We start from the raw sequence: 24,404 nt of genomic DNA, 5'->3' as shown, positions 1-24,404 counted from the left end.
GATGGGTGACCGCTGGCGGCTGGAGGTCGACCGGGGCGTCTGCATCAGCAGTGGGTTCTGCGCCAACAGTGCGCCCGAGGCCTTCCGGCTGGACACTGCCCGGCAGTCCCACCCGGTCGACGACGAGATCGACGCGTCCGAGGTCGTCCTCGCCGCGGCGGAGACCTGCCCGGTCGAGGCGATCCTGATCCAGATGGCGGAGACCGGGGATCCTGTTTTCCCTGACTGAAACCAGGGGCGCGAGGCTCTGCCGAATTGCGGCTCCGCCGCGTGGGCGCGACAACCACCCGGGGTGGATGGATCCCGAGCGAACAGGGCCATTCGCCTGGGGTGGGTTCCTCGCGCAGTTCCTCGCGCCCCCGAGGTCGCTGCAGCTTCCCCGCCGCCTGAAGGTTCGGCTCAGTCCATCGTCAAGAGCTTGCAGGCCGTCTCGAGGTCGATCCGCACCTGGGCGATCGACGCGCGCCCGCTCAGCCAGGTGACCAGTGCCGAGTGCCAGGTGTGCTCGATGACCCGGACCGCGGCGAGTTGCTCGCGCGTCGGCGGCTCCGTCAGCCCCATCGCGTCCAGGATCAGCTGGCCGGTGATCCGGCTGACCTGGTCCACCTCCGCGCTCACCGAGCGGTCGGCGAAGGTCAGGGCGCGGACCATCGCCTCCGCGAGCTGTGGCTCGCGCTGCAGCCCGCGGAACGTCCGCATCAGGGTGTCGGCGACGCGCGCGCCGGGGTCCTCGCCCTCCACCGGGTGTTTCCGGGTCTGCTCCTGGAACAGCTGCAGCTGGTCCTGCATGGTCGCGACCAGCAGATGCACCTTGGAGGGGAAGTAGCGGTAGAGCGTGCCCAGCGCGACGCCCGCCAGCTCCGCGACCTCGCGCATCTGGACCGCCTCGAACCCGCCGCGCGACGCCAGTTGCGCGGCGGTGTGCAGGATGCGGCGGCGACGCGCCTCCTGCCGCTCGGTGAGCGGCGGCGCCGCCGGGCGAGGGCTGGTCGTCATCCGAAGCTCCTACGTGCCTACCACTGGACCCCACGCATGATGGCGTACCGCGCGGGCGTGGCGCGAATCACCTGCCCCGCCCGATTGAGCAAAGCTACGGACCGGTAATCTTCAAGCTCTCTCGCTGCCGCCACGCTGGAACGTGTTCTAGATTACCCTGGCCGGGATTGCCCCGGGAGGCCCGGGACGTGCCCGGGACACCTGGGAGCGCAACGGGAGACCAGCAAGAGACCCAGGAGAGGGGTCCAATTGACCGCGAGCCACGACGCGCCGCTGCGTATCGCGCTGCTCTCGTACAAGGGAAACCCGTTCTGCGGTGGGCAGGGCGTCTACGTCAGACACCTGTCGCGCGAGCTCGCCCGGCTCGGGCACGACGTGCGCGTGCTCGGTGGCCAGCCGTACCCGGTCCTCGACCACCACGCCGTCGATCCCTCCGGGCCGGGCCGCCTCGCCTTCACCGAGATCGCCAGCCTGGACCTCTACCGTGACCCGGACCCGTTCCGCACGCCTGCGCTCGCCGAGTACCGCGGGCCCGTCGACGTGCTGGAGACGGCGATCATGCGCACCGGCGGCTTCCCCGAGCCGCTGACGTTCAGCCTGCGCGCCCGGCGTCACCTCTCCCTGCACCGTGGCCGCTACGACGTGGTGCACGACAACCAGACCCTCGGCTACGGCCTGCTCGGCCTGGACCGGATCGGCTTCCCGCTGGTCACCACGATCCACCACCCGATCACCGTCGACCGGCAGCTCGACCTCGACGCCGCCGAGGGCACCCTCAAGAAGCTCTCCGTGCGCCGCTGGTACGGCTTCACGCGGATGCAGCGCCGCGTCGCCGCCCGCCTCGACTCGGTGCTGACCGTCTCCGAGAGTTCCGCCCGCGAGATCGTCGACCACCTCGACGTGGCGCCCGGCCGCGTCCACGTGGTGCCGATCGGCGCGGACGTGGAGCTGTGGTCGCCGGACGCGTCCGTCGCCGAGGTGCCGGGTCGGATCGTCACCACCGCCAGCGCCAACGTGCCGCTCAAGGGCCTGGTGTACCTGATCGAGGCGCTCGCCAAGGTCCGCACCGAGCGTGACGCGCACCTGGTCGTCGTCGGAAAGCGGCCGGAGGACGGGCCGGTCGCGGACGCGATCAAGCGGCTCGGGCTGGAGGACGCCGTCGAGTTCCGCGGCGGCATCGACGACGCCGCCTTCGTCGACCTGGTCCGCAGTGCGCAGGTCGCCTGCGTGCCCTCCCTCTACGAGGGCTTCTCGCTGCCCGCCGCCGAGGCGATGGCCACCGGCACCCCGCTGGTCGCCACGACCGGCGGCGCGATCCCGGAGGTCGCCGGCCCCGACGGCGAGACCTGTTTGGCCGTCCCGCCGGGCGACCCCGGCGCGCTGGCCGCCGCCCTCGGCAAGCTGCTGGACGAGCCGGAGCTGCGTGCCCGCATCGGCGCGGCCGGCCGTGCCCGTGTGCTGGAGCGCTTCACCTGGCGTCGCGCCGCCGAGCTGACCGTCGAGCGCTACCGCGAGGCGATCGCCTCCGGCATCGGGCAGCACGCCCGCGCCGGCCGCGGCTGGCGCTACGTCTGACCCGCCCTCACCCCCCTCCCCTCTTCTCGTCCGTCACCGTTAGGAGCCCCCGGCCGTGCTGACCGTCGACTTCTCCCGCTTTCCGATCGCCCCGGGCGACCGGGTGCTCGACCTCGGCTGCGGCGGCGGACGCCACGCCTTCGAGGTGTACCGGCGCGGTGGGCGCGTGGTCGCCCTGGACCAGAACGCGGACGAGATCCGCGAGGTGCGCAAGTGGTTCGCCGCGATGGAGCTGGAGGGCGAGGCCCCGGCCGGTGCCTCCGCGATCGCGGTGGAGGGCGACGCGCTGAACCTGCCGTTCCCCGACGACAGCTTCGACAAGATCATCATCTCCGAGGTGATGGAGCACATCCCCGACGACAAGGGCGTGCTCGCGGAGATGGTCCGGGTGCTCAAGCCGGGCGGCTCGATCGCCATCACCGTCCCGCGCTGGCTGCCGGAGCAGATCTGCTGGGCCCTCTCCGACGCGTACCACGAGGTCGAGGGCGGCCACATCCGCATCTACCGCGGTGACGAGCTGCTGGAGAAGATGAGTGGCGCCGGCCTGATCCCGCACGGCACCCACCACGCGCACGCGCTGCACTCGCCGTACTGGTGGATCAAGTGCGCCGTCGGCGTCGACAACGACAAGGCGCTGCCCGTCCGCGCCTACCACCAGCTGCTGGTCTGGGACATCGTCGGCGCCCCTGTCATCGGCAAGCTCACCCGCCTGACGGAGAAGGCGCTCAACCCCGTCATCGGCAAGAGCTTCGTCGCCTACGCGACCAAGCCCCGCACCGGTCAGGACGAAGTGTGAGGACGCTGACCCTGGACGGCGTGCTGACCTCGGAGCAGGCCGCGGCCACGGTCCGCAGCATCCTCGCCGAGCAGCGCGCCGACGGCGCGATCCCGTGGTTCACCGGCGGGCACCTCGACCCCTGGGACCACGTCGAGGCCGCCATGGCGCTGGACGTGGCCGGCGAGCATGCGGCGGCCGAGGCCGCGTACCGCTGGCTGATGGACAGTCAGAACCCGGACGGCTCCTGGTATGCCGCCTATCGCGAGGGCGTCGCGAGCGACCTCAACCGGGAGTCCAACTTCTGCGCGTACGTGGCCGTCGGCGCCTGGCACCACCACCTCTCCACGGGCGACGACGCCTTCCTGGAGGAGATCTGGCCCACCGTCAGCCGGGCCATGGCCTTCGTGCTGGAGCTCGGCCGCGCCGACGGTACCGTCTCCTGGCGGCGCGAGGAGGACGGCAGCACGCCCGACGAGGCCCTGCTCACCGGCTGCTCCAGCGTCCACCACGCGCTGCGCTGCGCCCTGGCCGTCGCCGACTACCTGGAAGAGCCCCAGCCCGACTGGGAGTTGGCCGCCGGCCGCCTCGGCCACGCGGTGGCCCACCACCCGGAGCGCTTCCTCGACAAGGACCGCTACTCCATGGACTGGTACTACCCGGTCCTCGGCACGGCCCTGCGCGGCGTGGCCGCGAAGGAGCGCATCGACCGGGAGTGGGACCGCTTCGTCGTCCCCGGCCTGGGCGTGCGCTGCGTCTCCGACCGGCCGTGGGTCACGGGCGGCGAGAGCGCTGAGCTGGCCTTGGCGCTGTGGGCGATCGGCGAGTCCGACCGCGCGGTGGAGATCCTGAAGTCCATCCAGCACCTGCGCCACGAGGACGGCGGTTACTGGACCGGCTACGTCTTCGAGGACGACGCGATCTGGCCGGAGGAGCGCACGACGTGGACGGCGGGCGCGTTGCTGCTGGCCGTCGCGGCACTGGGCGGCGACGAGGCGACGGTGTCGGTCTTCGGTGGGGAGTCGCTTCCGGCGGGGCTCACGGAGGAGTGCTGCGCCGCCCTTCGTTGAGTCGATCGGTTGCACTGGCCGGGGGCGCGAGGAGCTGCGCGACCGACCACCGGCATGCGGATGGCCCTGCGCGTTGAGGACCGTCCGCATGCCGGTGGTTTCTCGCGCAGTTCCTCGCGCCCCGGGGGCGGCTGCTAGCGTCCAGGTCATGGCTATGGAGTGGCTCACACACGATCGGTACCTCGACTCCGCCGCCGCGGACGCCCTGCGCGTCGTGCAGCTCGCGGAGGGGGCGGACATGGACGCGCGGGTGCCGAGTTGTCCGGACTGGGCGCTGCGCGATCTCCTCTTCCACCACGGCATGGTGTTCCGTTGGATCGGGGAGATCGTCGCCCGGAGGGCGACCGAGCGGGTGCCCTTCCGGGAGGTGCCGGACCGGGAGATGCCGGCCGGCGGCGAAGCCGACTGGCTGCTCGCGGGGGCCGAGCGCACGGTCGCGACGCTGCGGGAGGCCGGGCCGGACGTGGCCCTGTGGGGTTGGGCCCGCGGCGGTGGCACTCGCTGGTGGGGGCGCCGGATCGCGCACGAGACACTGGTGCACCGCGTCGACGCCGAACTGACCGTCGGCGCGAGGCCGGAGGCGGACCCCGGGCTGGCCGCCGACAACGTCGACGAGCTGCTGGTCAACGCGCTGGACCTCGGCGCCACGGCCTTCGACAAGCGCGCGGCACTGTCCGGTGCGGGCGACAGCCTGCACCTGCACACCACCGACACCCCGGGGGAGTGGCAACTGCTGCCCGCCGAGGAGGGGTTCAGCCTCGACTACGGCCACGTGAAGGCGGATGCGGCCGTGCGCGGCACCGCGCGCGACGTGATGCTGTGGCTCAACGGCCGTCTGCCGGAGGGCGAGGCGGGCCCGGAGCGGTTCGGCGAGGAGCGCGTGCTGGAGTTGTGGCGCGGCGGCCTCAGCCTCGGCTGATGCTCACAGCACCAGCTCGGCCAGCGTCCGCAGCGTCAGCGGATCGCGGGAGGTCACCAGCAGGTCGGTGACGGGGGTCGCCCGCCACGCCGCCAGGCGTTCGGCGATCCGCTCGCGCGGGCCGACCAGGCTGATCTCGTCCGCGAACGCGGCGGGGACCGCCGCGACGGCCTCCTCGCGGCGCCCCGTCAGGAACAGCTCCTGGATCCGGCGTGCCTCGGTCCCGTAACCCATCCTGGCCATCAGGTCGGCGTGGAAGTTGCGGGTCTGCGCGCCCATGCCGCCGATGTAGAAGCCGAGCATGGCGCGGATCGGCGCCAGTCCCTCGTCCACGTTCGCGCAGACGCGGGCGTGGACGAGTGGAGCGACCATGAAGCCGGGACGGGCGCCCGCCAGCGGCGCGGCGTAGACCTCGTGCCAGCGTTCGGGGGAGAAGTAGAGCGGCAGCCAGCCGTCGGCGATGGAGACGGTCTGGGCGATGTTCTTCGGGCCCTCCGCGCCGAGCAGGATCGGGATGTCGGGCCGCAGCGGGTGGGTGATCGGCTTGAGCGGTTTGCCGAGGCCCGTGCCGTCGGGGCCGGGGTAGGGGAGTGGGTGGTAGCGGCCCGCCAGGGTGACCGGCTTCTCGCGTCGCAGGGTCTGCCGGATGACGTCCACGTATTCGCGCACGGCGGTCAGCGGCGAGCGCGGGAACGGACGCCCGTACCAGCCCTCGACGACCTGCGGGCCGGAGAGGCCGAGGCCCAGCAGCATCCGGCCACCGCTGAGGTGATCGAGCGTCAGGGCGTGCATGGCGGTGGCGGTCGGTGTGCGCGCCGCCATCTGCGCGATGCCGGTACCCAGGCGGATCCGGCTGGTGTGCGCGGCGATCCAGGTCAGCGGGGTGAACACGTCCGAGCCCCAGGACTCGGCGGTCCACACCGAGTCGAAGCCGAGCCGTTCGACCTCCTGGGCTAGTTCGACGAAACCGGTGGTCGGGGCGGCGCCCCAGTAGCCGAGGACCAGACCGAGCCGCATGGCAGAACCCCCTCGCACATCTGACGGTGTGTCAGATTAGCGAGGGGGTCCGCAAGGAACAAGAAGGAACGGGAGGACTCAGCCGCGCTGGATGCCCGAGGTGTCGACCAGCAGGCCGCTCTTGCCCTCCTGGGTGCGGGCCAGCAGTGCGTCGCCGCGCTGGGCGATGGCCAGGTACCAGGTGCCGGGGACCAGTTCGCCGACCGGGGCGCCGGCCGGGTCGTGCTCCGGGGCCAGCGGACGTGCGGCCGGCACTGCGAACCAGAACGGGGCGAAGGCGGCCGAGGCCGGCTCGGCGACGGGCGGCGGCGTCGGCGTGGCCGACTGTGCGCCGGGGACCAGCCGCACCGTCGAGCCCCCGGCGGGCGGCGTGTCCTGCGGCTCGCTGCGCGACAGCCGCGCCGTCGCCGTGTCGGCGCCCCTCGTGCCGCCCGGCTGCTCGGCGGCCGGGGTCGGCAGCGTCGCCCCCGGCTGATCCGGGCCGTGGAACGGCTGGCCGGGGTGGGCCTGCTGGACGGGCTGCGGGCTGAAGTGGCCGACGTGCGGCTGCGGGGCACCCGGCGTACCGGGGGCGACGGGCGCACCGGCGGCACCCGGCGCGCCGGGCGCGGCCGGAGCGCCGAAGCCCTGGAAACCCTGCTGCCCCTCGGCGCCCGGGACCCCGTACGGGGACGGCGCGGCCGGAGCCGTGGCCTCCGGCAGCAGCGGCGCGGCCAGCACCGGCAGCACCGGACCGGCGACCGCCAGCACCACGCTGGCCGCGCAGAACAGGAAGGCGAGGAATGCGCCGAGCTGCGGGCTGGAGTTGGCGGCCGGGACCCCGAAGATCTCACCGGACGGGCCACCGAACAGCGTCCACAGCGCCGACCAGGCCGAAGCCACCGTCAGCACGACGCCCCACGGCCGCAGTCCGATGCCCAGCGCGACGGGCTCCTGCGGCAGCAACCGGGCGAGCAGCACCAGGACCGGGCCGATCACGCCCAGCAGCACCACGGCGGGCAGCAGCGGGAACAGGGCGGAGCTCCAGGCGCTGGTCGAGCAGCTCGACCTGACGCCGTTGCAGGAATCCGAGCTCGCCTGGAAGAAGGTGAAGAAGGAGGAGACGAGCAGCAGCAGCGCCGACGCCGCCAGCGCGGCGTCCCCTCGGGTGACGGATCGCAGATTCACCGCGTGAGCCTCTCGTGAGTCGTGGACCGCTGGGGGCCGGGTGTGACCGCTGGGACGGGGACCGCTTGCGACCGTATCAGTCCGATCAGTGCCCCTCCTGGAGGACGAACTGGCTGAGTCCGTTCGCGATCCCCTGGGCCGCCTCCTGGCGCCAGGAGGCCGAGGTCAGCCGGTCCGCGTCGCCGGAGTTGCGCATGTTCGCGCACTCGATGAAGACCTTCGGCACCGTGGACATGTTGAGCCCGCCCAGGTCGCTGCGGATGTCGTAGCCGACACCGCCGTTGATGTAGTTGGCGAACGGCTCGCCGGTCGCGGCGTTGAACGCGGCGCGGACGTCCATGCCGAGCGTGTGCGACGGGCCGACGATCGCGCTGTTGTTCACGCCGCCGGCGTCGACGGTCTGCGGCATGATCACGTGGAATCCGTGGTCGGAGGCGCCCGCACCGTCCGCGTGGATGGAGATCGCCGCGTCCGCGTGGGCGTGGTTGCCGATGGCGGCGCGCTCGGTGACGCACGGGCCCCAGGGAGTGTTGCCGTCCTGGGTCAGGATGACCGTGGCCCCCTCGGCCTGCAGCAGCGTCCGCACCCGGCGGGCCACGTCGAGCGTGAACTGCGCCTCCGGGTAGCCGGCGTTGGTGGAGGCGCCGGTGGTGTCGCACGCCTTGCTGCCGTTGCCGACGAACACCAGCTGGTTGATCTCGCTCGGGTGGTCGACGTTGCCGGGGTTGTGGCCGGGGTCCAGCACGATCACCTTGCCGGCGAGCGGCTTGCCCTGGGAGACGGACGGGGACGGCGACGGCGACGCGGAAGCACCGGCCGTCGTTCCGGGGCCGTGCGCCGTGGCGTTCGCGCTCGGCGATCCCCACCCGCCCGCGTCCTGGCTCGTCCCGCCGGCGGCGGCCGGCTTCGCGTCCTTGCCGGGCTCGCCGGCTATCGCCCGCCAGCCCAGCCAGCCCGCGAAGCAGAGCGGCACCAGGGCCGCCAGGACCAGCACGAGCGTGGTGGCCCTGGTGCGCGGCGGCCGCTGGGGGCCGAAGTCGTCAGAAGTCATTTTTCGTCCACGAAGGCAGTCCGTACTGTGCGGCGATCGGGTTCCATTGCACCACGAACGTCTGCTTGTCCTGGGTGGCCGTCGTATTGGCGCTCATCACGGACGCCGGGAGCGACGCGTTCGGCGTGCAGGAGCCGGAGGCCAGCGACCCGGCCCAGGAGGCGTACGCGTTGTCGGCGTTCGCGGAGTCCTGCTCGGCCTGGGCCAGCTGCTGCATCAGCGCGGTACCGCCCGGCAGCTGGGACACGTCGGTGGTGGTGGCCTGGTTCGCCAGGCTCTGCCGGTTGTTCGCCGCGCTCTGGAAGGCGCCCTGTGCGGCGGCCAGGTCGGTGCAGTTGGTGATGTCGGTCGCCGCTGTCGCGATCGACTGCCGCACGTTCTTGCTCTGCGACAGCAGCGAGTCCACGGCCTGCGCCTGTGTCTGGGCGCCCGCGCTGTCGGAGGCCGAGGGCGACGCGCTGTCGCTCGGCGAGGCGGAGCCCCCGCCGGTTCCGGACGGTCCGCTGCTCCGGCCACCGCTCGCCACCGGGGGGTTGCTCGGGCCCGCGCTCGGCGTGGACGACTGCCCCAGCTTCAGCCCCCACACCGCGCCGACGCCGAGCAGCGCGGCGACCACGACGACGATCACGACGAGCGCACCCGTCGACAGCCCCTTCCGCTCGCCGGCCGGCGCCGGTCCGGCACCTGGCCGCTGCGGTGCGCCGAAGTCCGGCCGCTGGTAGGGCTGCGGGGCGAGCGGCTGCGCCTGCGGCTGCGCCTGCATGGGCATCGGGTAGCCGTAGGCGGTGGGTTGCTGATGGGGCGGCTGCGGCTGCGCCGCGGGCGCCGCGGTGACCGTCGGCACATCCTGACGCACGCCCGGCGGGACGTACCCGCCGCCCGCCGCGCCGTAGGGGGGCGCGGCGTGACCGACCCCGGGCGCGCTCACGGTCGGCACCTCAGCGCCAGGTGCTCCGGCGGCTGCCTGGGGCACCCCGTACCCGGGGCCGTGCGGCTGCGCGCCGGGCGGGGCGACGCGCACGGTCGGCGTCGGCGGCGCGGCCTGCCCGCCGGGCGGCTGCGTCGCGCTGTACCCGGGGCCGGGCGGCTGGGCGCCGGGGGCGGCCGGTCCGCCGGTCGGGCCGGGGTTCGGGCCCGGCACGCGCACGGTCGGCGTCGGCGGGGGCGCAGCCTGACCGCCGGGCGGCTGCGCGGCGGCTCCTGGTGCACTCGTGGTCGGTGCCTCGGTCCCGGGTGGTCCCTGGACTTCTTAAACTGTGTCGCGCTGTAGCCGGGGCCGGGCGGCTGGGCGCCGGGGGCGGCCGGTCCGCCGGTCGGGCCGGGGTTCGGGCCCGGCACGCGCACGGTCGGCGTCGGCGGCGCGGACTGGCCTGTGCTCGGCGGCTGCGGAGCGGCGGGTGCGCCGGGGAAGTACGGGCGGGCGATGGGCTGGTCCAGCTCCGTCCGGGGCGGGACCGCGCCGACCGTCGGGGGGCCCGAGGGGACGGGCGGCAGGACCGCCGTCTCCTCGGCGTCCGTCGCCGCGGGGACGGCGGGCCCGGCGTCCGCTGCCTGCCCGTCCTCGGGTGGGCGGCCGTCGCTGCGCTGCAGCGGGGTGGTCCGCGGTTCGGCGCGGCGGACCCAGCCGCCCGCGCCGCCGTTGGCGGTCGGATCCCAGACCGCAGGGGGCGTGCTGTCCCGATCGCTCATGTGCGCACCTCGCCGAATACCGCAGGTTCCCCGAAACCGATCGGCGCCACCGTATCGAAAGCCCGTGGTCCGCAGGCAGGTTTGCGCAGGCAAGATCCTCAGCTCGCGCGGCGCAGCACCCGCAGCGAGCCGGTGACCGAGACCTCCTCGAAGCCCTCGTCCAGCGCCCGCAGGTAGACCCGGTAGGGCGCCTGGCCGCCGTCCGCGGGGTCGGGGAAGACGTCGTGCACGACCAGCAGGCCGTCGGGGGCGAGGTGCGGGGCCCAGCCCTCGTAGTCGCCGGTGGCGTGCTCGTCGGTGTGGCCGCCGTCGACGAAGACCAGGCCGACCTGCGTGCCCCACAGGCGCGCCAGCTGCGGGGAGCGGCCGACGAGCGCGACGACGTACGGCTCCAGCCCGGCCGCGTGCAGGGTGCGGCGGAACCGGGGGAGGGTGTCCATCAGGCCGACCTCGGGGTCGACCAGGCTGGTGTCGTGGTACTCCCAGCCGGGCTGCTGCTCCTCCGAGCCGCGGTGGTGGTCGACGGTGATCGCGACGGTGCCGGCGAGGCGCGCTGCCTCGGCGAGCAGGATCGTGGAGCGGCCGCAGTAGCTGCCGATCTCCAGCACCGGCAGGCCCGTGCGGGCGGCGGCGTCCGCGGCCGCCGCGTACAGGGCCAGGCCCTCGTCCACCGGCATGAACCCCGTTGCCGCCTCGAAGGCGGCCAGCACCTGCGCCTGCGGGCGGGCGGGGCTGATCTCTCGCGTCGCGTCCATAGCGGGTCACCCTACCGGCCGGTCACTTCGCCGGCGCCGTCTCCGTCACCGGGCGATCAGCGCGGCCTCGACGAGGCGGCCCACCGGCCGCAGCTCGCCGTCGATCGCGGCCGAGGCCGACCGGTCGAGGGTGACCGCCGCCTCGCCGGCCGGCAACCCGCGCACGAAGGCCGGCCGCAGGTGCGTCGGCGGGCAATCCGAGCAGGCGGCCTCCCGGGCTTCCCAATTTCTGAAACGCGTTCTAATCTGACGCCACGTCAGTTGCGGAGGGGGCGTCGATGGCCGTCGGCATCAGCGAGGAGCACCGGGAGCTGCGGGGCTCGGTGCGCCGCCTGCTGGAGCGGGAGGTGTCCGGGCCGGTGGTCAGGGCGGCACTGGCGGAGGGGCCGGGTGCGGTGGGGACCGCCCGGCCCCTGTGGTGGAAGGCGCTGGCCGAGCAGGGCCTGCTCGGCCCGCACCTTCCCGAGGAGCACGGCGGGGGCGGCGGCGCCCTGCTGGACCTGGCCGTGGTGGTCGAGGAGGCCGGACGCGGGCTCCTGCCGGGCGGCTACCTGCCGACCGTCCTTGCCGCCGCGCTGCTGGCCCGCGCCGACGCGACCGCCCCCCGCCTCGCCGACCTCGCCGACGGTGGCCTGACCGCCGCCGTCGCCTGGCACGCCACGGTGACCGCGACGCCGGCCGGACGCCTGGACGGCGTCGCCGACGTCGTCGTCGGCGCGGCCGAGGCGGACCTGCTGGTCGTCCGCGCCGTCGCGGCGAGCGGACCGGCCTGGTACGCCGTGCCCGCGAACGCCGCGCGGATCGTCCCGCTGGCCGCACTCGACCTCGCCCGCGGCCTGGCCCGCGTCGCGTTCACCGACGTCGCCGCCGAGCCGTTGGACGGCCTCGCCGACGTCGAGGCCATGGCCGTCGTGCGGACCGTCCTGGCCGCCGAGGCAAGCGGCCTCGCCCGCTGGGCGCTGGAGACGGCCGTCACCCACGCCAAGGTGCGCGAGCAGTTCGGGCGGCCCATCGGCCAGTTCCAGGCCGTCAAGCACCTCTGCGCCACCCTGCTCGTCCGCGCCGAGAAGGCCGCCGCCGCGACCTGGGCCGCCGCCCGCGAAACGGTGCCTCTCACCGCGTCCGTCGCGGCCGCGCTCGCCGTCGACGCCGCCTGCGCCAACGCCGAGGACTGCATCCAGATCCTCGGCGGCATCGGTTTCACCTGGGAGCACGACGCCCATCTGCGCCTGCGTCGCGCCCTGACGCTACGCCAACTCCTGGGCGGCGACGGAGCGCTGTGGCGCGAGGTGGCCACGGCCGCCGCACCGGCGGGGGAGTGGCGCCCGCATCTGCAACTGCCCTCCGAAGCCGAGGAGTTCCGCGCCGAGGCGCGCGCCGCGGCCGCCTCGGTGGCAGGGCTGGAGCCGGCCGAGCAGCGCCGCCGCCTCGCACCCCAGGGCTGGGCCGCGCCGCACCTGCCGCCGCCCTACGGCCTGGGCGCCGGACCGCTGCGCCAACTCGTCGTCGAGCAGGAGCTGCGCGCCGCCGGCGTCCACCTGCCGGACCTGACGATCGGCAACTGGGTCGTCCCCTCCCTCGCCGCCCACGGCACCGACGCCCAGCGCGAACGCCTGCTGGCGCCCACCCTGCGCGGCGAACTCACCTGGTGCCAGCTCTTCTCCGAACCCGAGGCCGGCTCCGACCTCGCCGCGCTGCGTACTCGCGCCGTCCGTCAGGACGACGGCAGTTGGCGTGTCGACGGGCAGAAGGTGTGGACCTCCAGCGCCCGCACCGCCGACTACGGCATCCTGCTCGCCCGCACCGCCCCGGACAAGCCCAAGCACAAGGGCCTCACCTACTTCGTCGTCGACATGCGCGCCACGCCCGGCATCACCATCCGCCCGCTGCGCGAGCTCACCGGCGACGCCGTCTTCAACGAGGTCTTCCTCGACGACGTGCGGCTCCCCGCCGACGCGGTGGTCGGCTCCGTCGACGAGGGGTGGCGGGTCGCCCGGCACACCCTTGGCAACGAGCGCGTCCACATGGCCGACTCCAGTCCCACCGGCCCCGCCGTCCAGCGCCTGCTGCGCGCCCCCGGCGCGGACCCGGTGACGCTCGGCCGACTCGTCGCCGACGAGCACGTGCTCACCTGCATCGACCTGCGCACCACCCTCAGCGCGCTGGACGGACTCGACCCGGGCGCGGGTGGCAGCGTGCGCAAGCTCGTCTCCGCGCCTCACGCGCAGCGCGTCGCCGCCTACGCGCTGGAGCTGTGCGGGGAGGCGGGCGCGGTCCACGAAGGGCTCGGCCGCGAGGTGGGGCACGCGCTGCTCATGTCGCGCTGCCTGACCATCGCCGGCGGCACCACCCAGGTCCAGCTCAACGTCGTCGCCGAGCGCATTCTCGGCCTCCCGCGTGACCCACAGCCTGCATCGGAGAAGACAGCATGACCGAGAAGGTGTTCCTCGTCGGCGTCGGCATGACGAAGTTCGAGAAGCCGGAGTCCCGGGACTGGCACTACTGGGACATGGCCAAGGAGGCGGGCGAGGCCGCGCTGGCCGACGCCGGGATCGGCTACGACCTCGTCGAGCAGGCCGCCGTCGGCTACTGCCACCAGCAGTCCACGGCCGGACAGCGCGCCGTCTACACGATCGGGCTGAGCGGCGTGCCCGTCTACAACGTCAACAACAACTGCGCCACCGGCTCGACCGCGCTGATGATGGCGCGTCAGTTCGTGGCGGGCGGGTTGAACGACTGCGTGCTGGCGCTCGGCTTCGAGCAGATGAGCAAGGGCGCGCTGGGCGGCGGCGCCGGCGCGGGCGGCTTCGCGGCCAGCCCGGTCGCCCGCCACTACGGCGTCATGGCCGCCCGCCACGGCTTCGAGGCCACCCCGCCCACGGCGCAGATCTTCGGCAACGCCGCCCGCGAGCACATGGAGCGGCACGGCACCACCGCCGAGCAGCTCGCCCTCGTGGGCGTGAAGAACCACCGCCACTCCACGGCCAATCCGCGCGCCCAGTTCCGCGACGAGTACAGCCTGGAGGAGGTGCTCGGCGCCCGCACCATCCATGCGCCGCTGACCAAGCTCCAGTGCTCGCCCACCTCCGACGGCGGTGCCGCCGCGGTCGTCGCGAGCGAGCGGTTCGTGCGCGAGCACCGGCTCGAGGAGCGCGCGGTGGAGATCGTCGCGCAGGCGATGACGACCGACACCGAGGAGAGCTTCGCCTCCGGCTCCTGCATCGACGTCGTCGGCAAGCCGATGTCGCGCGAGGCCGGACGGGCGGTCTTCGAGCAGTCCGGCCTCGGCATCGAGGACGTCGACGTGATCGAACTCCACGACTGCTTCTCCATCAACGAGCTGCTCACCTACGAGGCGCTCGGCATGTGCCCGGACGGCGCCGCGGGCAAGCTGGTCGCCGAGGGCGCCACCACCTACGGAGGCCGCTGGGTGGTCAACCCGTCCGGCGGGCTGATCTCCAAGGGGCACCCGCTCGGCGCCACCGGTCTGGCCCAGTGCGCGGAACTGGTCTGGCAGCTGCGCGGCGAGGCCGACGGCCGCCAGGTGCCGGGCGCGCGCGTCGGCCTCGCCCACAACATCGGCCTCGGCGGCGCCGCCGTGGTGACGATGCTGCGGAGATGACCGCGACACCACGGGATGGCACGGATGCGACTGACCCGTGTCAATGCGTTCTCAACTCGCGAGCTTTGCGCTAGAACTTGTTCTAGCCAAGGTGCTTCAGATGCTTCCAGTACACCTCTCAGCCCGCGGGACCGACCGGACCACAGCAGCAGTCGGAGCCCGCGTCGAAGCGACCCCGGCGCGGCCGACGGTGCGGACGGCCGCGTCGGGGTCCACCAATGCCCTCAGGTTCCGAAAGAGGCTCTCCATGCCCATCAACCCCGCTGAAGCCCTCGCCGCCCCGGCCCGCGTGACCGAACTCGCCTGGGACCACAAGGACGTGATCCTGTACCACCTCGGCATCGGCGCAGGCGCGCAGCGACCGGCCGCCGACCCGGACGAGCTGCGCTGGACCTACGAGAAGGACCTCCAGGTCCTGCCCAGCTTCGTCACCGTCGCCGGCGGCGGACTGGCCAAGGCGGGCGCCTTCAACCTGCCCGGGCTGCAGATCAACCTCGCCCAGGTGCTGCACGGCGGCCAGCGCATCGAACTGCACCGCCCGATCCCCGCCACCGGCCGGGCGCAGCTGACCAGCTCGCTCGCCGCCCTCTACGACAAGGGCAAGGCCGCGGTCCTGGTCATGCGCAGCGAGGCCGCCGACGACGACGGCCCCCTCTACACCTGCGACACCGAGATCTTCGTTCGCGGCGAGGGCGGCTTCGGCGGCGAACGAGGCGAGAGCGTCCGCATCGACCTGCCCGCACGTGAGCCGGACGCCGTCCGCGAGGTCCCGGTCCGCCACGATCAGGCGCTGCTCTACCGCCTCTCCGGCGACTGGAACCCCCTCCACGCCGACCCCGACTTCGCCAAGCTGGCCGGCTTCGACCGCCCGATCCTGCACGGGCTGTGCTCCTACGGGGTCACTCTCAAGGCCGTCGTCGACGCCGTGCTGGGCGGCGACGCCACCCGCGTACGCGAGTACCGCACCCGCTTCGCCGGGATCTTCTTCCCCGGCGAGACGCTGCGGGTCCGCATCTGGCGCGACGGCGCCGACAAGCTGCTGGTCAGCGCGACCAGTGTGGAGCGCGACGACGCGCCCGTCCTCGCCGACACCGTCGTCACCCACCAGCCCTGAACCAGCCCTGAACACCGTATCTCCCACCATCCGCACCGCCACGACCGAGGAGCGAAGAAGATGCGCGCAGCGGTTCTGCACGAGACCGGCCAGGAGAAGCTGGAGGTCCACGACGGCGTCGAGACCCCGGCCACCGGTCCCGGCCAGGTCCGGGTCAAGATGAAGGCCGCCAGCCTGTGCCACTCCGACCTGTCCGCGATGAGCGGCGTGCTGCCGCAGCCCGCCCCCTTCGTGCCGGGCCACGAGGGCGCCGGCGAGATCACTGAGGTGGGCGAGGGCGTGACGGGCCTGGCCGTCGGCGACCGCGTCATCGTCTGCTGGATGCCGCCCTGCGGCGCCTGCCCCTCCTGCCGCCGCGGTGAGGGCAACCTCTGCCTGGCCGCCTTCGCCAACATGGGCACGCCCAACTACAAGCACGACGGCAAGGACATCTTCGGCTTCTCCGCCACCGGCACCTTCGCCGAGGAGAGCGTCGTCGCCGCCGGCTGCGCGGTGAAGATCCCCGACGACGTCCCCTACGAGGTCGCCGCCCTCATCGGCTGCGGCGTCACCACCGGCGTCGGCGCCGCGATCAACACCGCCAAGGTGAAGCCCGGTTCGACCGTCGTCGTGATCGGCTGCGGCGGCGTCGGCATCGCCGCGATCCAGGGCGCCAAGGTCTGCGGCGCCGCCCAGATCCTCGCCGTCGACCCCGTCGCCTCCCGTCGCGAGCAGGCGCTGCGCTTCGGCGCGACCGAGGCCGTCCACCCCGACGACCTGAACGACGCCAAGCTCCGCCTCACCGGCGGCGAGGGCTTCGACTACGCCTTCGAGGTCGTCGGCCGCTCGGCCACCGTCCGCACCGCATACGACGCCGTCCGGCGCGGCGGCGCGCTCGTCGTCGTCGGCGCGGGCGCCATGGACGACAACGCGCAGTTCAACATGTTCGAGATGTTCTTCAACGAGAAGCGCATCCTGCCGTCGCTCTACGGTGGCGCCGACGTGCCGGCCACCTACCGCAAGGTCATCGACCTGTGGCGGGCCGGCCGCCTCGACCTCGAGGGCATGGTCACCCACCACGTCGAGCTCGAGCACATCAACGACGCGATCGAGCAGATGCGCACCGGCGAGGCCCTGCGCACGGTCATCGACATCAACATCGGGCAGGACGCGTGACCACCTCCCTGGCCGGCCTCACCGCGATCGTCACCGGCGCGGGCCGCGGCCTCGGCCGCGCCGAGGCCCTCGAACTCGCCCGCGCCGGAGCGAACGTCGTCGTCAACGACTTCGGCGCGCCCGGCCGCGACGGCAGCGGCGCCGCGTCCGCCGCGCCCGCGGACGACACCGTCGCCGAGATCCTCGCCCTCGGCGGGCAGGCCGTCGCCCACTACGGCGACGTCGCCGAGATCGGCACGGCGCAGGAGCTGGTCGACCTGGCGGTCTCCAGCTACGGGCAGTTGGACATCCTGGTCAACAACGCCGGCATCCTGCGCGACCGCATGATCTTCTCGATGACCGAGGAGGAGTGGGACTCCGTCATCCGCGTCCACCTGCGCGGCCACTTCGCCACGACCCGCGCGGCGGCCGCGCACTGGCGCTCCCGCAGCAAGGGCGCGGGCGCGCCGGTCTACGGGCGGATCGTCAACACCTCCTCCGAGGCGTTCGTCGCGGGCTCGGCCGGCCAGCCGAACTACGCGGCGGCGAAGGGCGGCATCGTCGGCCTCACCACCAGCTGCGCGAGCGCGCTGGCGCGCTACGGCGTCACCTCCAACGTCATCTGCCCGCGGGCGCGCACGCGCATGACGGAGGACGTCTTCGTGGGCTCCATGGGCGCGCCGGAGAGCGGTGTCGACCCGCTGGCCCCGGAGCACGTCGCTCCGCTCGTCGCCTACCTGTCGTCCCCGGCGGCGGGGGCGGTCAACGGACAGTGCTTCGTCGTCCACGGCGGCATGGTCGCGGTGCTGGGGGCTCCGCCGGTGCTGGCGAAGTTCGACACGGCGAAGGAGGTCTTCACGCCGGGCGAGCTGGACGAACTGATGACCCCGTTCTACGCCGAACGGAAGCCGGGCGACGGGTTCGCCAACACGGCGGTGCTGGGCCTTCGGCACGAATGAGGTAGTTGCACCACCTCAGGGGCGCGGGGCTCTGCTGATGTGCGGCTCCGCCGCGTGGGCGCGGCGGAGCCGCCCTGTGCGGTGTGTCCCCGAACCAACAGGGCCATCCGCTCATCAGTGGTTGCTCGCGCAGTTCCCCGCGCCCCTGGCGGGGCTACTCGGCCTTACGGTGACGGCCGTGGGCGGGCTCCGGGGTCTCCTCGTCCATCAGGTGACCGCGGTGGCGCCCGTGCGGGTCATCCTCAGGGGCGGTCTCAGGGGTGATGTCGGTGAGGGCATCAGACATGAGAGTCGTCTTCTCCGTGTTTGCTACGTGTTCTGTCACTTACTGGCAGTTGCCCACCCTAGTGGCCCGCAGGAAGCTCGCCAGCAGCTCCTGCAGCAGCGGCGCCCCCTCCTCCGCGAGGACCTCGTGGCCCGCGCCCGCGGCCTCCACGTACTGGAAGTCGACCCCCTCGACCCGGCCGATGCGCAGCAACTCCTGCCGCAGCGCCCGCGACTGGGTGACCGGCACGACCTCGTCCTGCGTGCCGTGCACGACCAGCAGCTCCGCCATCAGGCGGTGGCACAGCAGCAGCACGTCCCGCGGGCCGTCCGGCAGGTCCGTCGTGGCGCCCATGCGCTCGGTCAGGCCCCGCACCGCGGGGCCCGCCTCGGCGGCCAGGCGGGCGCCGGAGAGGAACGGGGAGACCGCCGCGACCTTGGCGACCAGGTCCGGTGCCGTGCCGGCGGCCAGCAGAGCGAGGAACGCGCCGTAGCTGACGCCGAGAAGGGCCACCCGCTCCAGGCCGAGTGACGCGCGCTGGCCGCCGATGCTCTGCAGCAGCGTCAGCACGTCCTCCAGGTCGGGCCCGCCCCAGGCGTGCTGGACGGCCTGGGCGTGCTCCACGCCGTAGCCCGTGCTGCCGCGCTGGTTGGGGGCGACGACGGCGAGGCCCTCGGCAGCGAGCCGCTGCAGGGTCGGCTCGAACTCCAGGCGCCAGGCGTCGGCGGGGCCGCCGTGCAGGGCCATCACCAGGTGCTCGGCGGTGAGCCACTCGTTGCCGCCGTAGACGACGCCCTCCAGCGGGCCGGCCGCGCCGGGCAGCGTGACGGTCTGCGCGCTCTCCCAGGGGCGGCCGTCCCCGCGCCGCGTGCCGCCGTCCAGCCGCCAGCCGGTCTCCACGGGCTGCGGTATCACCTGCACCACGCTCGCCAGCCCGGCCGCGCCGCCCTGGACGGGTGCGAGGCGGGGGGACGACTCGGGCTGCGGCAGCGGCCTGGTCTCGCCGCTGAGCAGCAGGTCGACGTCGATCGAGGCCATCGCGGCGGGCTGGTCGGGCGCCGAGTACGGCATCCGCAGGCCCGCCGCCGACCAGTGCGCGACACCGCCGAGGCGCCCGGGCGGGACGGGGAGCGGCTCCAGCCGCGTCGCGCCGGGCTCCCAGAGCGCCAGCGTCGATCCCGCGCCCCAGTCGGCCTGGACGGCGACCCGGTTACGGCCGGGCTCGATCGCGACGGGGCGCAGGAAGTGCTGCCCGCCGCGCAGGCACTCGGGGAAGTGCGGCGGCTCCTGCGAGCCGAGCCGACCCCAGCCGAGCCGGTCCTCGCCGGGCGCGTCGCTGCGGACCAGCACCAGGCCGCTGACCGGGTCGCAGGCCGCGAGCCGGTCGTTGCTGCGGGCGGTGAGCTCCAGCAACGGCGACAGGCCGCCTGTGGCGAGGTCGAGCGCGACGGTCTTGACCCGGCCCGTGCCGTCGGCGAGGCGCTGCAACTGGTCCAGGCCCAGCAGCCGCCCGCCCTGGTCCAGCCAGACACCGCCGCCGTACAGACCGGGCAGCTCGGCGACCTGCTGCGGGGCGGAGACGCCGTTCGCGCTGATCAGCCAGACCGAGGTGGACGCCTCGCCGTCCGTGCCTAGGGCGATGGCGACGGGCGCCCCCGGCGCCGGCGCGGGCAGCGGAAGCAGGCGCAGCCCGGCCCGCTGCAGCCGGCCCGCCGACAGGTCGGCGTGCCCGTCGGTGCCGCGCACGATCAGCTGCTGCACCGCGCCCTCGTGACGGCAGATCAGCACCCGCCCGTCGGTGAGCGAGACCAGCTGCGAGTGCACGTCCTCCGAGCGGCGCCCGCCCGCGCCGGGCCGCAGCGGCTGGGGGGCGCAGACCTCGCCCGGTTCCGCGCCCAGCCGCCAGCTCTCCACGAACCACCGGCCGTCGGCCTCCGCCGCCAGGCAGGCGGCGTGCGAGCCGTCGGCGGCGAAGGTGAAGCTGACCCGGCGCAGCGCGGCGGAGCCCGGGGCCGGACCGGTCGCGGAACCGAAGAGCGGGGGAACGGTCAGGGGGATCGCGGTCATGGATGCACCACCGCAGCTCGGTCGGGACGACACACGTCGCCGGAACGGAAGGAACAAGGAGGAGAGAACGGAGAGTGCGTGCGCAGCGTTCGGTAGAGCCCACGAGAGCCGCTCGCGTCGTTCAGATCGTTCAGATCGTTCGAGAAGACGGTTCCGGTCGGGCCCTCCGCGGTGGGGCCCGGTCGCACCACCGAAGCTACTGACGGGCGTGCGCCGCTCGCACGGGATCGCGGTTACATCACTCGTACGGGTGGAGCTCCAGGGCCCCCCGTAACCTCGCGCGATGTCCGATGCGGCCACCGCGCCGCGATACCCTCGGACACGTGCCCACACTCTCCGACGTCCGCCGCGCCCTGGACGAGCTCTACCCGCCCGCCTGGGCGGAGTCCTGGGACGCCGTCGGGCTGGTCTGCGGCGACCCGGACGAGGAGGTCAGCCGGGTGCTGTTCGCCGTCGACCCGGTCCAGGCCGTCGTCGACGAGGCCGTCGCCTTCGGCGCGCAGCTCGTGGTCACGCACCACCCGCTCTACCTGCGTGGCACCACCACCGTCGCGGCCGACACCTTCAAGGGCAAGGTCGTGCACACCCTGGTCCGGCACGGCATCGGCCTGATCGTCGCGCACACCAATGCCGACCACGCCGACCCGGGCGTCTCCGACGCCCTCGCCGAGGCTGTCGGCCTGCGCATCACCGGGCCGCTGATCCCGGACCCGACCGACCCTGCCGGGCGCCGCGGCACCGGCCGGATCGGCGAGCTGCCGGAGGCGGAGCCGCTGTCCGCCTTCGCCGCCCGCGTCGCGGCCGGTCTCCCGGCCACCGCCCAGGGCGTGCGCGCGGCCGGGGACCCGGACCGGCCGGTGCGCCGCGTCGCCGTCTGCGGCGGCTCCGGCGACAGCTTCTTCGCCGAGGTCCGCGCGGCCGGAGTCGACGCCTACGTCACCGCCGACCTGCGCCACCACCCGGCCTCCGAGGCCCGCGAGCACGCGGACATCGCCCTGGTCGACGCCGCCCACTGGGCCACCGAGTGGCCCTGGCTGCGCAGCGCCGAGAGCGCGCTGCTGGCCGTCGCCTCCCAGCACGGCTGGGATCTGGAGACGCGGGTGTCCACCCACGTCACCGACCCCTGGACCGCGCACGCCCCCATGTCTTTCGCACCGCCCACTGCCTGAGGAGCTCCCCCTGAACGCCGCGCCCGCCGACCAGATCCGCCTGCTGGACCTGCAGGCACTCGACTCCCGTCTCGACCAGCTCGCCCACCGCCGGCGCACGCTGCCGGAGCACGCCGAGATCGAGCAGCGTTCCACCGACCTCGCCCAGCTGCGCTCGCTGACCGTCGCCGCCGAGACCCAGCTCAGCGACACCCAGCGCGAGCTGACCAAGGCCGAGCAGGACGTCGACCAGGTGCGCCAGCGCGCCGCCCGGAACCAGAAGCTGCTCGACTCCGGCTCGGTGGGCTCCGCCAAGGACCTCGCCAACCTCCAGCACGAGGTCGGCTCGCTGGCCCGTCGCCAGAGCGACCTCGAGGACGTGGTCCTGGAGATCATGGAGCGCCTGGAGTCCGCCCAGACCCGCGTCAGCGAGATGACCGCCCGCCGCGACGAGGCCGTGAACGCCGTCAAGGAGGCCGAGAGCCGCCGTGAGGTGTCCTTCGGCTCGATCGACTCCGAGGTGGAGAAGGTCACCCGCGACCGCGAGGCGCTGGCCGCCGCCATCCCGGCCGACCTGATGAAGGTCTACACCCGCCTGCGCACCCAGAACGCCGGCGTCGGCGCCGCGCGCCTGTTCCAGCGTCGCTGCGAGGGCTGTCGGGTCGAGCTCTCCATCACCGACATGGCCACCGTGCGCGCCGCCGCCGCGGACGAGGTCGTCCGCTGCGAGAACTGTGGACGCATCCTGGTCCGCACCTCGGAGTCCGGTCTGTGACGACCGGCGGGAACGCTTCGGGGGGTCGCCGGTTCGTGGTCGAGGCCGACGGCGGGTCGCGGGGCAACCCCGGGCCCGCCGGTTACGGTGCCGTCGTCCGTGACGGCGACACCGGTGAGCTGCTGGCGGAGGCGGCCGAGTTCCTCGGCCGCGTCACCAACAACGTGGCGGAGTACCGCGGCCTGATCGCCGGGCTGCGGGCGGCCGCCGCGATCGACCCGACCGCCGCGGTCGAGGTCCGGATGGACTCCAAGCTGGTCGTCGAGCAGATGTCCGGCCGCTGGCAGGTCAAGCACCCGGACATGAAGCCGCTCGCGGCCGAGGCCCGCACCCTGTTCCCGGCGGGACGGGTCCAGTACCGCTGGATCCCGCGCAAGGAGAACAAGCACGCCGACCGCCTCGCCAACGAGGCGATGGACGCGGGCCAGGCGGGCCGCGCCTGGGAGCCGAAGGCTCCGCGCACGGTCGCCGTCGAGGCGTCGGAACCGACCGCGGAGGCGCTCGCCGAGCCGAAGCCCCTGCCGGTCGGCTGGGCCGCGCCCGCGGACATGGGCAAGCCCACCACCTTCGTGCTGCTGCGCCACGGCGAGACCGCGCTGACCCCGCAGAAGCGATTCTCCGGCAGCGGCGGCGACGATCCCGCGCTCTCCGAGCACGGCCGCCGGCAGGCCCGGCTCGCCGCCGCGGCCTTCGCCACGCGCGGCACGATCGAGGCGATCGTCAGTTCGCCGCTGCGCCGCTGCCGGGAGACCGCGCAGGCGTCCGCCGACGCGCTGGGGCTGGAGGTCCGGATCGAGGAGGCCCTGCGGGAGACCGACTTCGGCTCCTTCGAAGGCCTCACCTTCGCCGAGGTGAAGGAGCGTCAGCCCGAGGCGCTGGACGCCTGGTTGGCCTCGCCGAAGACCGCTCCGCCGGGCGGGGAGAGCTTCGTCGCGGTGAGCCGCCGCGTCGCCGCCGCCCGGGACCGGCTGCTGGCCCGCTACGCCGGCCGCACCGTGCTGGTCGTCTCGCACGTGACGCCGATCAAGACCCTCGTCCGGCTCGCGTTGGGGGCGCCGACGGAGGCGCTCTACCGGATGGAGCTGAGCGCGGCGGCGGTCTCGGCGGTGCAGTTCTACGCCGACGGGAACGCGTCGCTGCGACTGTTCAACGACACGTCACACCTGCGCTGAGTGGGGGCGGTGGGGAGAGCTTGCACAGGCTCTCCTCAGGTGTGGCTGACTGGACATGAACATTTAACCCTCAACAACTTCTGTCGCATTCTACGCGCGTGGTCTTCTCGTGAGAGCTGATTCTCCGTCAACTCCCCAAGGAGAAACACATGTCCCGCAAGGGCATCCGCCGCGCCACCGTTGCTCTCGCCGCCGGCACCGCACTGTTCGCCGCGGCGCTCCCCGCCCACGCCGCGAGCTACTCGGCCTTCGCGTTCAACCTCGGCACCACCGAGCCGGCGATCTACACCTTCATCAACTCGGCGACCAAGACGCTCGACATGACGATGTACGAGCTCAGCGACACCACCGCCGTCAACGACCTGATCGCTCGCGAGAAGGCCGGTGTCACGGTCCGGGTCGTCCTCGACCGCAAGCAGACCTCCACCAACGGCTCGGCCTACACCGCGCTGAAGAACGCCGGCGTCGGCGTCGTCTACTCGTCCAGCTCGTACGTCTACACGCACCAGAAGACGATCACGGTCGACGGTGCCACCTCGCTGATCCTCACCGGCAACCTGACCGCGAAGTACTACCCGACCAGCCGTGACTACGGCGTCTTCGACAACGACGCCAACGACGTCGCCGCCGTCGAGAAGGTCTTCAACGCCGACTACGCCCACACCGCGGTCACCCCGGGCGACGGCGACAACCTGCTCTGGTCGCCCACCGACGCGCGCAGCCGCCTGCTCGGCGTGATCAACGGTGCGACCAGGACCCTCGACGTGGAGGAGGAGGAGTTCAGCGACCCGACGATCGTCAACGCCATCGCCGCCCGTGCCGCGGCGGGCGTGACCGTGCGCGTGGTGCTGGAGACGCCGGGCAGCTACTCCAGCGAGGTCGCCCAGATCGACAACGCCGGTGGCACGGTGGTGGGTTACTCCTCCAGCACCGGTTTCTACATCCACGCCAAGGCGATCGTCGCCGACTACGGCCTGGCCACCCAGAAGGTCGAGGCCGGGTCGATGAACATCACCACCAACTCCCTCGACAACAATCGGGAGTTGGGCATCATCCTCACCAACTCCGGAGTGGCCTCCGTCGTCGAGACCGCGTTCGCGAGCGACTACGCGGGCGGCACGCCCGCGTAGTCGT

Annotated in this window: 22 protein-coding genes; 14 read left to right on the top strand and 8 right to left on the bottom strand. The window is 73.4% G+C overall.

Annotation, left to right across the window (positions count from 1 at the left end; genetic code table 11):
• Position 1 precedes the first annotated feature (1 nt).
• Positions 2–229, top strand: a complete 228-nt coding sequence (locus BMY61_RS30675) for a ferredoxin (RefSeq protein WP_042444786.1) — start codon at positions 2–4, stop codon at positions 227–229.
• A gap of 170 nt (positions 230–399) precedes the next feature.
• On the opposite strand, the gene BMY61_RS30670 is transcribed toward BMY61_RS30675, so the two are convergent.
• Entirely contained in the window at positions 400–996 is a 597-nt protein-coding gene (locus BMY61_RS30670) for a TetR family transcriptional regulator (RefSeq protein WP_042444787.1), read from the bottom strand.
• 249 nt (positions 997–1,245) lie between these two features.
• Between BMY61_RS30670 and BMY61_RS30665 the strand changes: the two genes are divergently transcribed.
• The 4 genes from BMY61_RS30665 (at position 1,246) to BMY61_RS30650 (ending at position 5,335) form a co-directional block, all read left to right on the top strand.
• The gene (locus BMY61_RS30665) at positions 1,246–2,571 is read left to right on the top strand and encodes a glycosyltransferase family 4 protein (protein WP_042444788.1); all 1,326 of its coding nucleotides are present in this window, start codon (positions 1,246–1,248) and stop codon (positions 2,569–2,571) included.
• A gap of 55 nt (positions 2,572–2,626) precedes the next feature.
• Positions 2,627–3,367 carry a class I SAM-dependent methyltransferase gene (locus BMY61_RS30660; protein ID WP_042444789.1) on the top strand — a complete coding sequence of 247 codons (741 nt, stop codon included), beginning with the start codon at positions 2,627–2,629 and terminating at the stop codon, positions 3,365–3,367.
• A gap of 20 nt (positions 3,368–3,387) precedes the next feature.
• On the top strand, positions 3,388–4,416 hold the full coding sequence (locus tag BMY61_RS30655; RefSeq protein ID WP_042444852.1) for a glycoside hydrolase family 15 protein: 1,029 nt from the start codon (positions 3,388–3,390) through the stop codon (positions 4,414–4,416).
• A 148-nt stretch (positions 4,417–4,564) separates the two neighbouring features.
• Positions 4,565–5,335 (top strand): maleylpyruvate isomerase family mycothiol-dependent enzyme, encoded by a 771-nt coding sequence (locus BMY61_RS30650; protein ID WP_161791219.1) that lies wholly within the window; start codon positions 4,565–4,567, stop codon positions 5,333–5,335.
• 3 nt (positions 5,336–5,338) lie between these two features.
• Here the strand turns inward: BMY61_RS30650 and BMY61_RS30645 are convergent, their stop codons facing one another.
• The 5 genes from BMY61_RS30645 to BMY61_RS30625 all read right to left on the bottom strand — a co-directional run bounded on the left by BMY61_RS30645 (position 5,339) and on the right by BMY61_RS30625 (position 11,014).
• Positions 5,339–6,352 carry an LLM class F420-dependent oxidoreductase gene (locus tag BMY61_RS30645; protein ID WP_042444791.1) on the bottom strand — a complete coding sequence of 338 codons (1,014 nt, stop codon included), beginning with the start codon at positions 6,350–6,352 and terminating at the stop codon, positions 5,339–5,341.
• Positions 6,353–6,430: 78 nt separating this feature from the next.
• Positions 6,431–7,519 carry a hypothetical protein gene (locus tag BMY61_RS30640; RefSeq protein WP_052438502.1) on the bottom strand — a complete coding sequence of 363 codons (1,089 nt, stop codon included), beginning with the start codon at positions 7,517–7,519 and terminating at the stop codon, positions 6,431–6,433.
• 85 nt (positions 7,520–7,604) lie between these two features.
• The gene (locus BMY61_RS30635) at positions 7,605–8,570 is read right to left on the bottom strand and encodes an N-acetylmuramoyl-L-alanine amidase (protein WP_042444792.1); all 966 of its coding nucleotides are present in this window, start codon (positions 8,568–8,570) and stop codon (positions 7,605–7,607) included.
• A complete protein-coding gene (locus BMY61_RS30630; RefSeq protein ID WP_075004126.1) occupies positions 8,560–9,711 on the bottom strand; it encodes a hypothetical protein in 1,152 nt (383 codons plus the stop codon). The genes BMY61_RS30635 and BMY61_RS30630 overlap by 11 nt, the downstream gene beginning before the upstream one ends.
• 646 nt (positions 9,712–10,357) lie before the next feature.
• Positions 10,358–11,014 carry a class I SAM-dependent methyltransferase gene (locus BMY61_RS30625; protein WP_042457449.1) on the bottom strand — a complete coding sequence of 219 codons (657 nt, stop codon included), beginning with the start codon at positions 11,012–11,014 and terminating at the stop codon, positions 10,358–10,360.
• A gap of 278 nt (positions 11,015–11,292) precedes the next feature.
• On the opposite strand from BMY61_RS30625, the gene BMY61_RS30620 reads away from it, so the two are divergent.
• From BMY61_RS30620 to BMY61_RS30600, 5 genes are all read left to right on the top strand, one after another.
• The gene (locus BMY61_RS30620; RefSeq protein WP_042457451.1) at positions 11,293–13,446 is read left to right on the top strand and encodes an acyl-CoA dehydrogenase family protein; all 2,154 of its coding nucleotides are present in this window, start codon (positions 11,293–11,295) and stop codon (positions 13,444–13,446) included.
• Entirely contained in the window at positions 13,443–14,636 is a 1,194-nt protein-coding gene (locus BMY61_RS30615; RefSeq protein WP_042457454.1) for a lipid-transfer protein, read from the top strand. The genes BMY61_RS30620 and BMY61_RS30615 overlap by 4 nt, the downstream gene beginning before the upstream one ends.
• A gap of 247 nt (positions 14,637–14,883) precedes the next feature.
• Positions 14,884–15,750 carry a MaoC/PaaZ C-terminal domain-containing protein gene (locus BMY61_RS30610; RefSeq protein ID WP_042457457.1) on the top strand — a complete coding sequence of 289 codons (867 nt, stop codon included), beginning with the start codon at positions 14,884–14,886 and terminating at the stop codon, positions 15,748–15,750.
• Between the two features lie 60 nt (positions 15,751–15,810).
• Positions 15,811–16,905 carry a Zn-dependent alcohol dehydrogenase gene (locus BMY61_RS30605; RefSeq protein WP_042457461.1) on the top strand — a complete coding sequence of 365 codons (1,095 nt, stop codon included), beginning with the start codon at positions 15,811–15,813 and terminating at the stop codon, positions 16,903–16,905.
• Positions 16,902–17,843 (top strand): 3-oxoacyl-ACP reductase, encoded by a 942-nt coding sequence (locus tag BMY61_RS30600; RefSeq protein ID WP_042457464.1) that lies wholly within the window; start codon positions 16,902–16,904, stop codon positions 17,841–17,843. Before BMY61_RS30605 ends, BMY61_RS30600 begins: the two co-directional genes overlap by 4 nt.
• Before the next feature lie 154 nt (positions 17,844–17,997).
• Here the strand turns inward: BMY61_RS30600 and BMY61_RS48490 are convergent, their stop codons facing one another.
• Both BMY61_RS48490 and BMY61_RS30595 read right to left on the bottom strand, forming a co-directional pair.
• The gene (locus tag BMY61_RS48490; RefSeq protein ID WP_269083989.1) at positions 17,998–18,129 is read right to left on the bottom strand and encodes a hypothetical protein; all 132 of its coding nucleotides are present in this window, start codon (positions 18,127–18,129) and stop codon (positions 17,998–18,000) included.
• Positions 18,130–18,168: 39 nt separating this feature from the next.
• Positions 18,169–20,175, bottom strand: a complete 2,007-nt coding sequence (locus tag BMY61_RS30595; protein ID WP_052439372.1) for a S9 family peptidase — start codon at positions 20,173–20,175, stop codon at positions 18,169–18,171.
• Positions 20,176–20,498: 323 nt separating this feature from the next.
• Between BMY61_RS30595 and BMY61_RS30590 the strand changes: the two genes are divergently transcribed.
• From BMY61_RS30590 to BMY61_RS30575, 4 genes are all read left to right on the top strand, one after another.
• Positions 20,499–21,344, top strand: coding sequence for a Nif3-like dinuclear metal center hexameric protein (locus tag BMY61_RS30590; RefSeq protein ID WP_042457467.1), 846 nt, complete (start codon positions 20,499–20,501; stop codon positions 21,342–21,344).
• Between the two features lie 10 nt (positions 21,345–21,354).
• Entirely contained in the window at positions 21,355–22,098 is a 744-nt protein-coding gene (locus tag BMY61_RS46595) for a zinc ribbon domain-containing protein (RefSeq protein ID WP_177240396.1), read from the top strand.
• Complete coding sequence (locus tag BMY61_RS30580) at positions 22,095–23,270, top strand: bifunctional RNase H/acid phosphatase (protein ID WP_042457474.1); 1,176 nt, start codon at positions 22,095–22,097, stop codon at positions 23,268–23,270. The genes BMY61_RS46595 and BMY61_RS30580 overlap by 4 nt, the downstream gene beginning before the upstream one ends.
• Positions 23,271–23,419: 149 nt before the next feature.
• A complete protein-coding gene (locus BMY61_RS30575; protein WP_042457477.1) occupies positions 23,420–24,400 on the top strand; it encodes a phospholipase D-like domain-containing protein in 981 nt (326 codons plus the stop codon).
• The last annotated feature ends 4 nt before the right edge of the window (positions 24,401–24,404 follow it).

Source organism: Streptacidiphilus jiangxiensis, from assembly GCF_900109465.1.
GTDB lineage: Bacteria > Actinomycetota > Actinomycetes > Streptomycetales > Streptomycetaceae > Streptacidiphilus > Streptacidiphilus jiangxiensis.
Note: the sequence above shows the minus strand (reverse complement) of the source record. Positions and strands in the feature narration are given on the sequence as shown.

Excerpts from the sequence above, each read along its gene's own strand:
- BMY61_RS30595 (WP_052439372.1), bottom strand. The coding sequence starts at position 20,175 with ATGACCGCGATCCCCCTGACCGTTCCCCCGCTCTTCGGTTCCGCGACC.
- BMY61_RS30625 (WP_042457449.1), bottom strand. The coding sequence starts at position 11,014 with ATGGACGCGACGCGAGAGATCAGCCCCGCCCGCCCGCAGGCGCAGGTG.
- BMY61_RS30605 (WP_042457461.1), top strand. The coding sequence starts at position 15,811 with ATGCGCGCAGCGGTTCTGCACGAGACCGGCCAGGAGAAGCTGGAGGTC.
- BMY61_RS30645 (WP_042444791.1), bottom strand. The coding sequence starts at position 6,352 with ATGCGGCTCGGTCTGGTCCTCGGCTACTGGGGCGCCGCCCCGACCACC.
- BMY61_RS30575 (WP_042457477.1), top strand. The coding sequence starts at position 23,420 with ATGTCCCGCAAGGGCATCCGCCGCGCCACCGTTGCTCTCGCCGCCGGC.
- BMY61_RS30610 (WP_042457457.1), top strand. The coding sequence starts at position 14,884 with ATGCCCATCAACCCCGCTGAAGCCCTCGCCGCCCCGGCCCGCGTGACC.
- BMY61_RS30635 (WP_042444792.1), bottom strand. The coding sequence starts at position 8,570 with ATGACTTCTGACGACTTCGGCCCCCAGCGGCCGCCGCGCACCAGGGCC.
- BMY61_RS48490 (WP_269083989.1), bottom strand. The coding sequence starts at position 18,129 with ATGTCTGATGCCCTCACCGACATCACCCCTGAGACCGCCCCTGAGGAT.
- BMY61_RS30650 (WP_161791219.1), top strand. The coding sequence starts at position 4,565 with ATGGCTATGGAGTGGCTCACACACGATCGGTACCTCGACTCCGCCGCC.
- BMY61_RS30615 (WP_042457454.1), top strand. The coding sequence starts at position 13,443 with ATGACCGAGAAGGTGTTCCTCGTCGGCGTCGGCATGACGAAGTTCGAG.
- BMY61_RS30620 (WP_042457451.1), top strand. The coding sequence starts at position 11,293 with ATGGCCGTCGGCATCAGCGAGGAGCACCGGGAGCTGCGGGGCTCGGTG.
- BMY61_RS30675 (WP_042444786.1), top strand. The coding sequence starts at position 2 with ATGGGTGACCGCTGGCGGCTGGAGGTCGACCGGGGCGTCTGCATCAGC.
- BMY61_RS30670 (WP_042444787.1), bottom strand. The coding sequence starts at position 996 with ATGACGACCAGCCCTCGCCCGGCGGCGCCGCCGCTCACCGAGCGGCAG.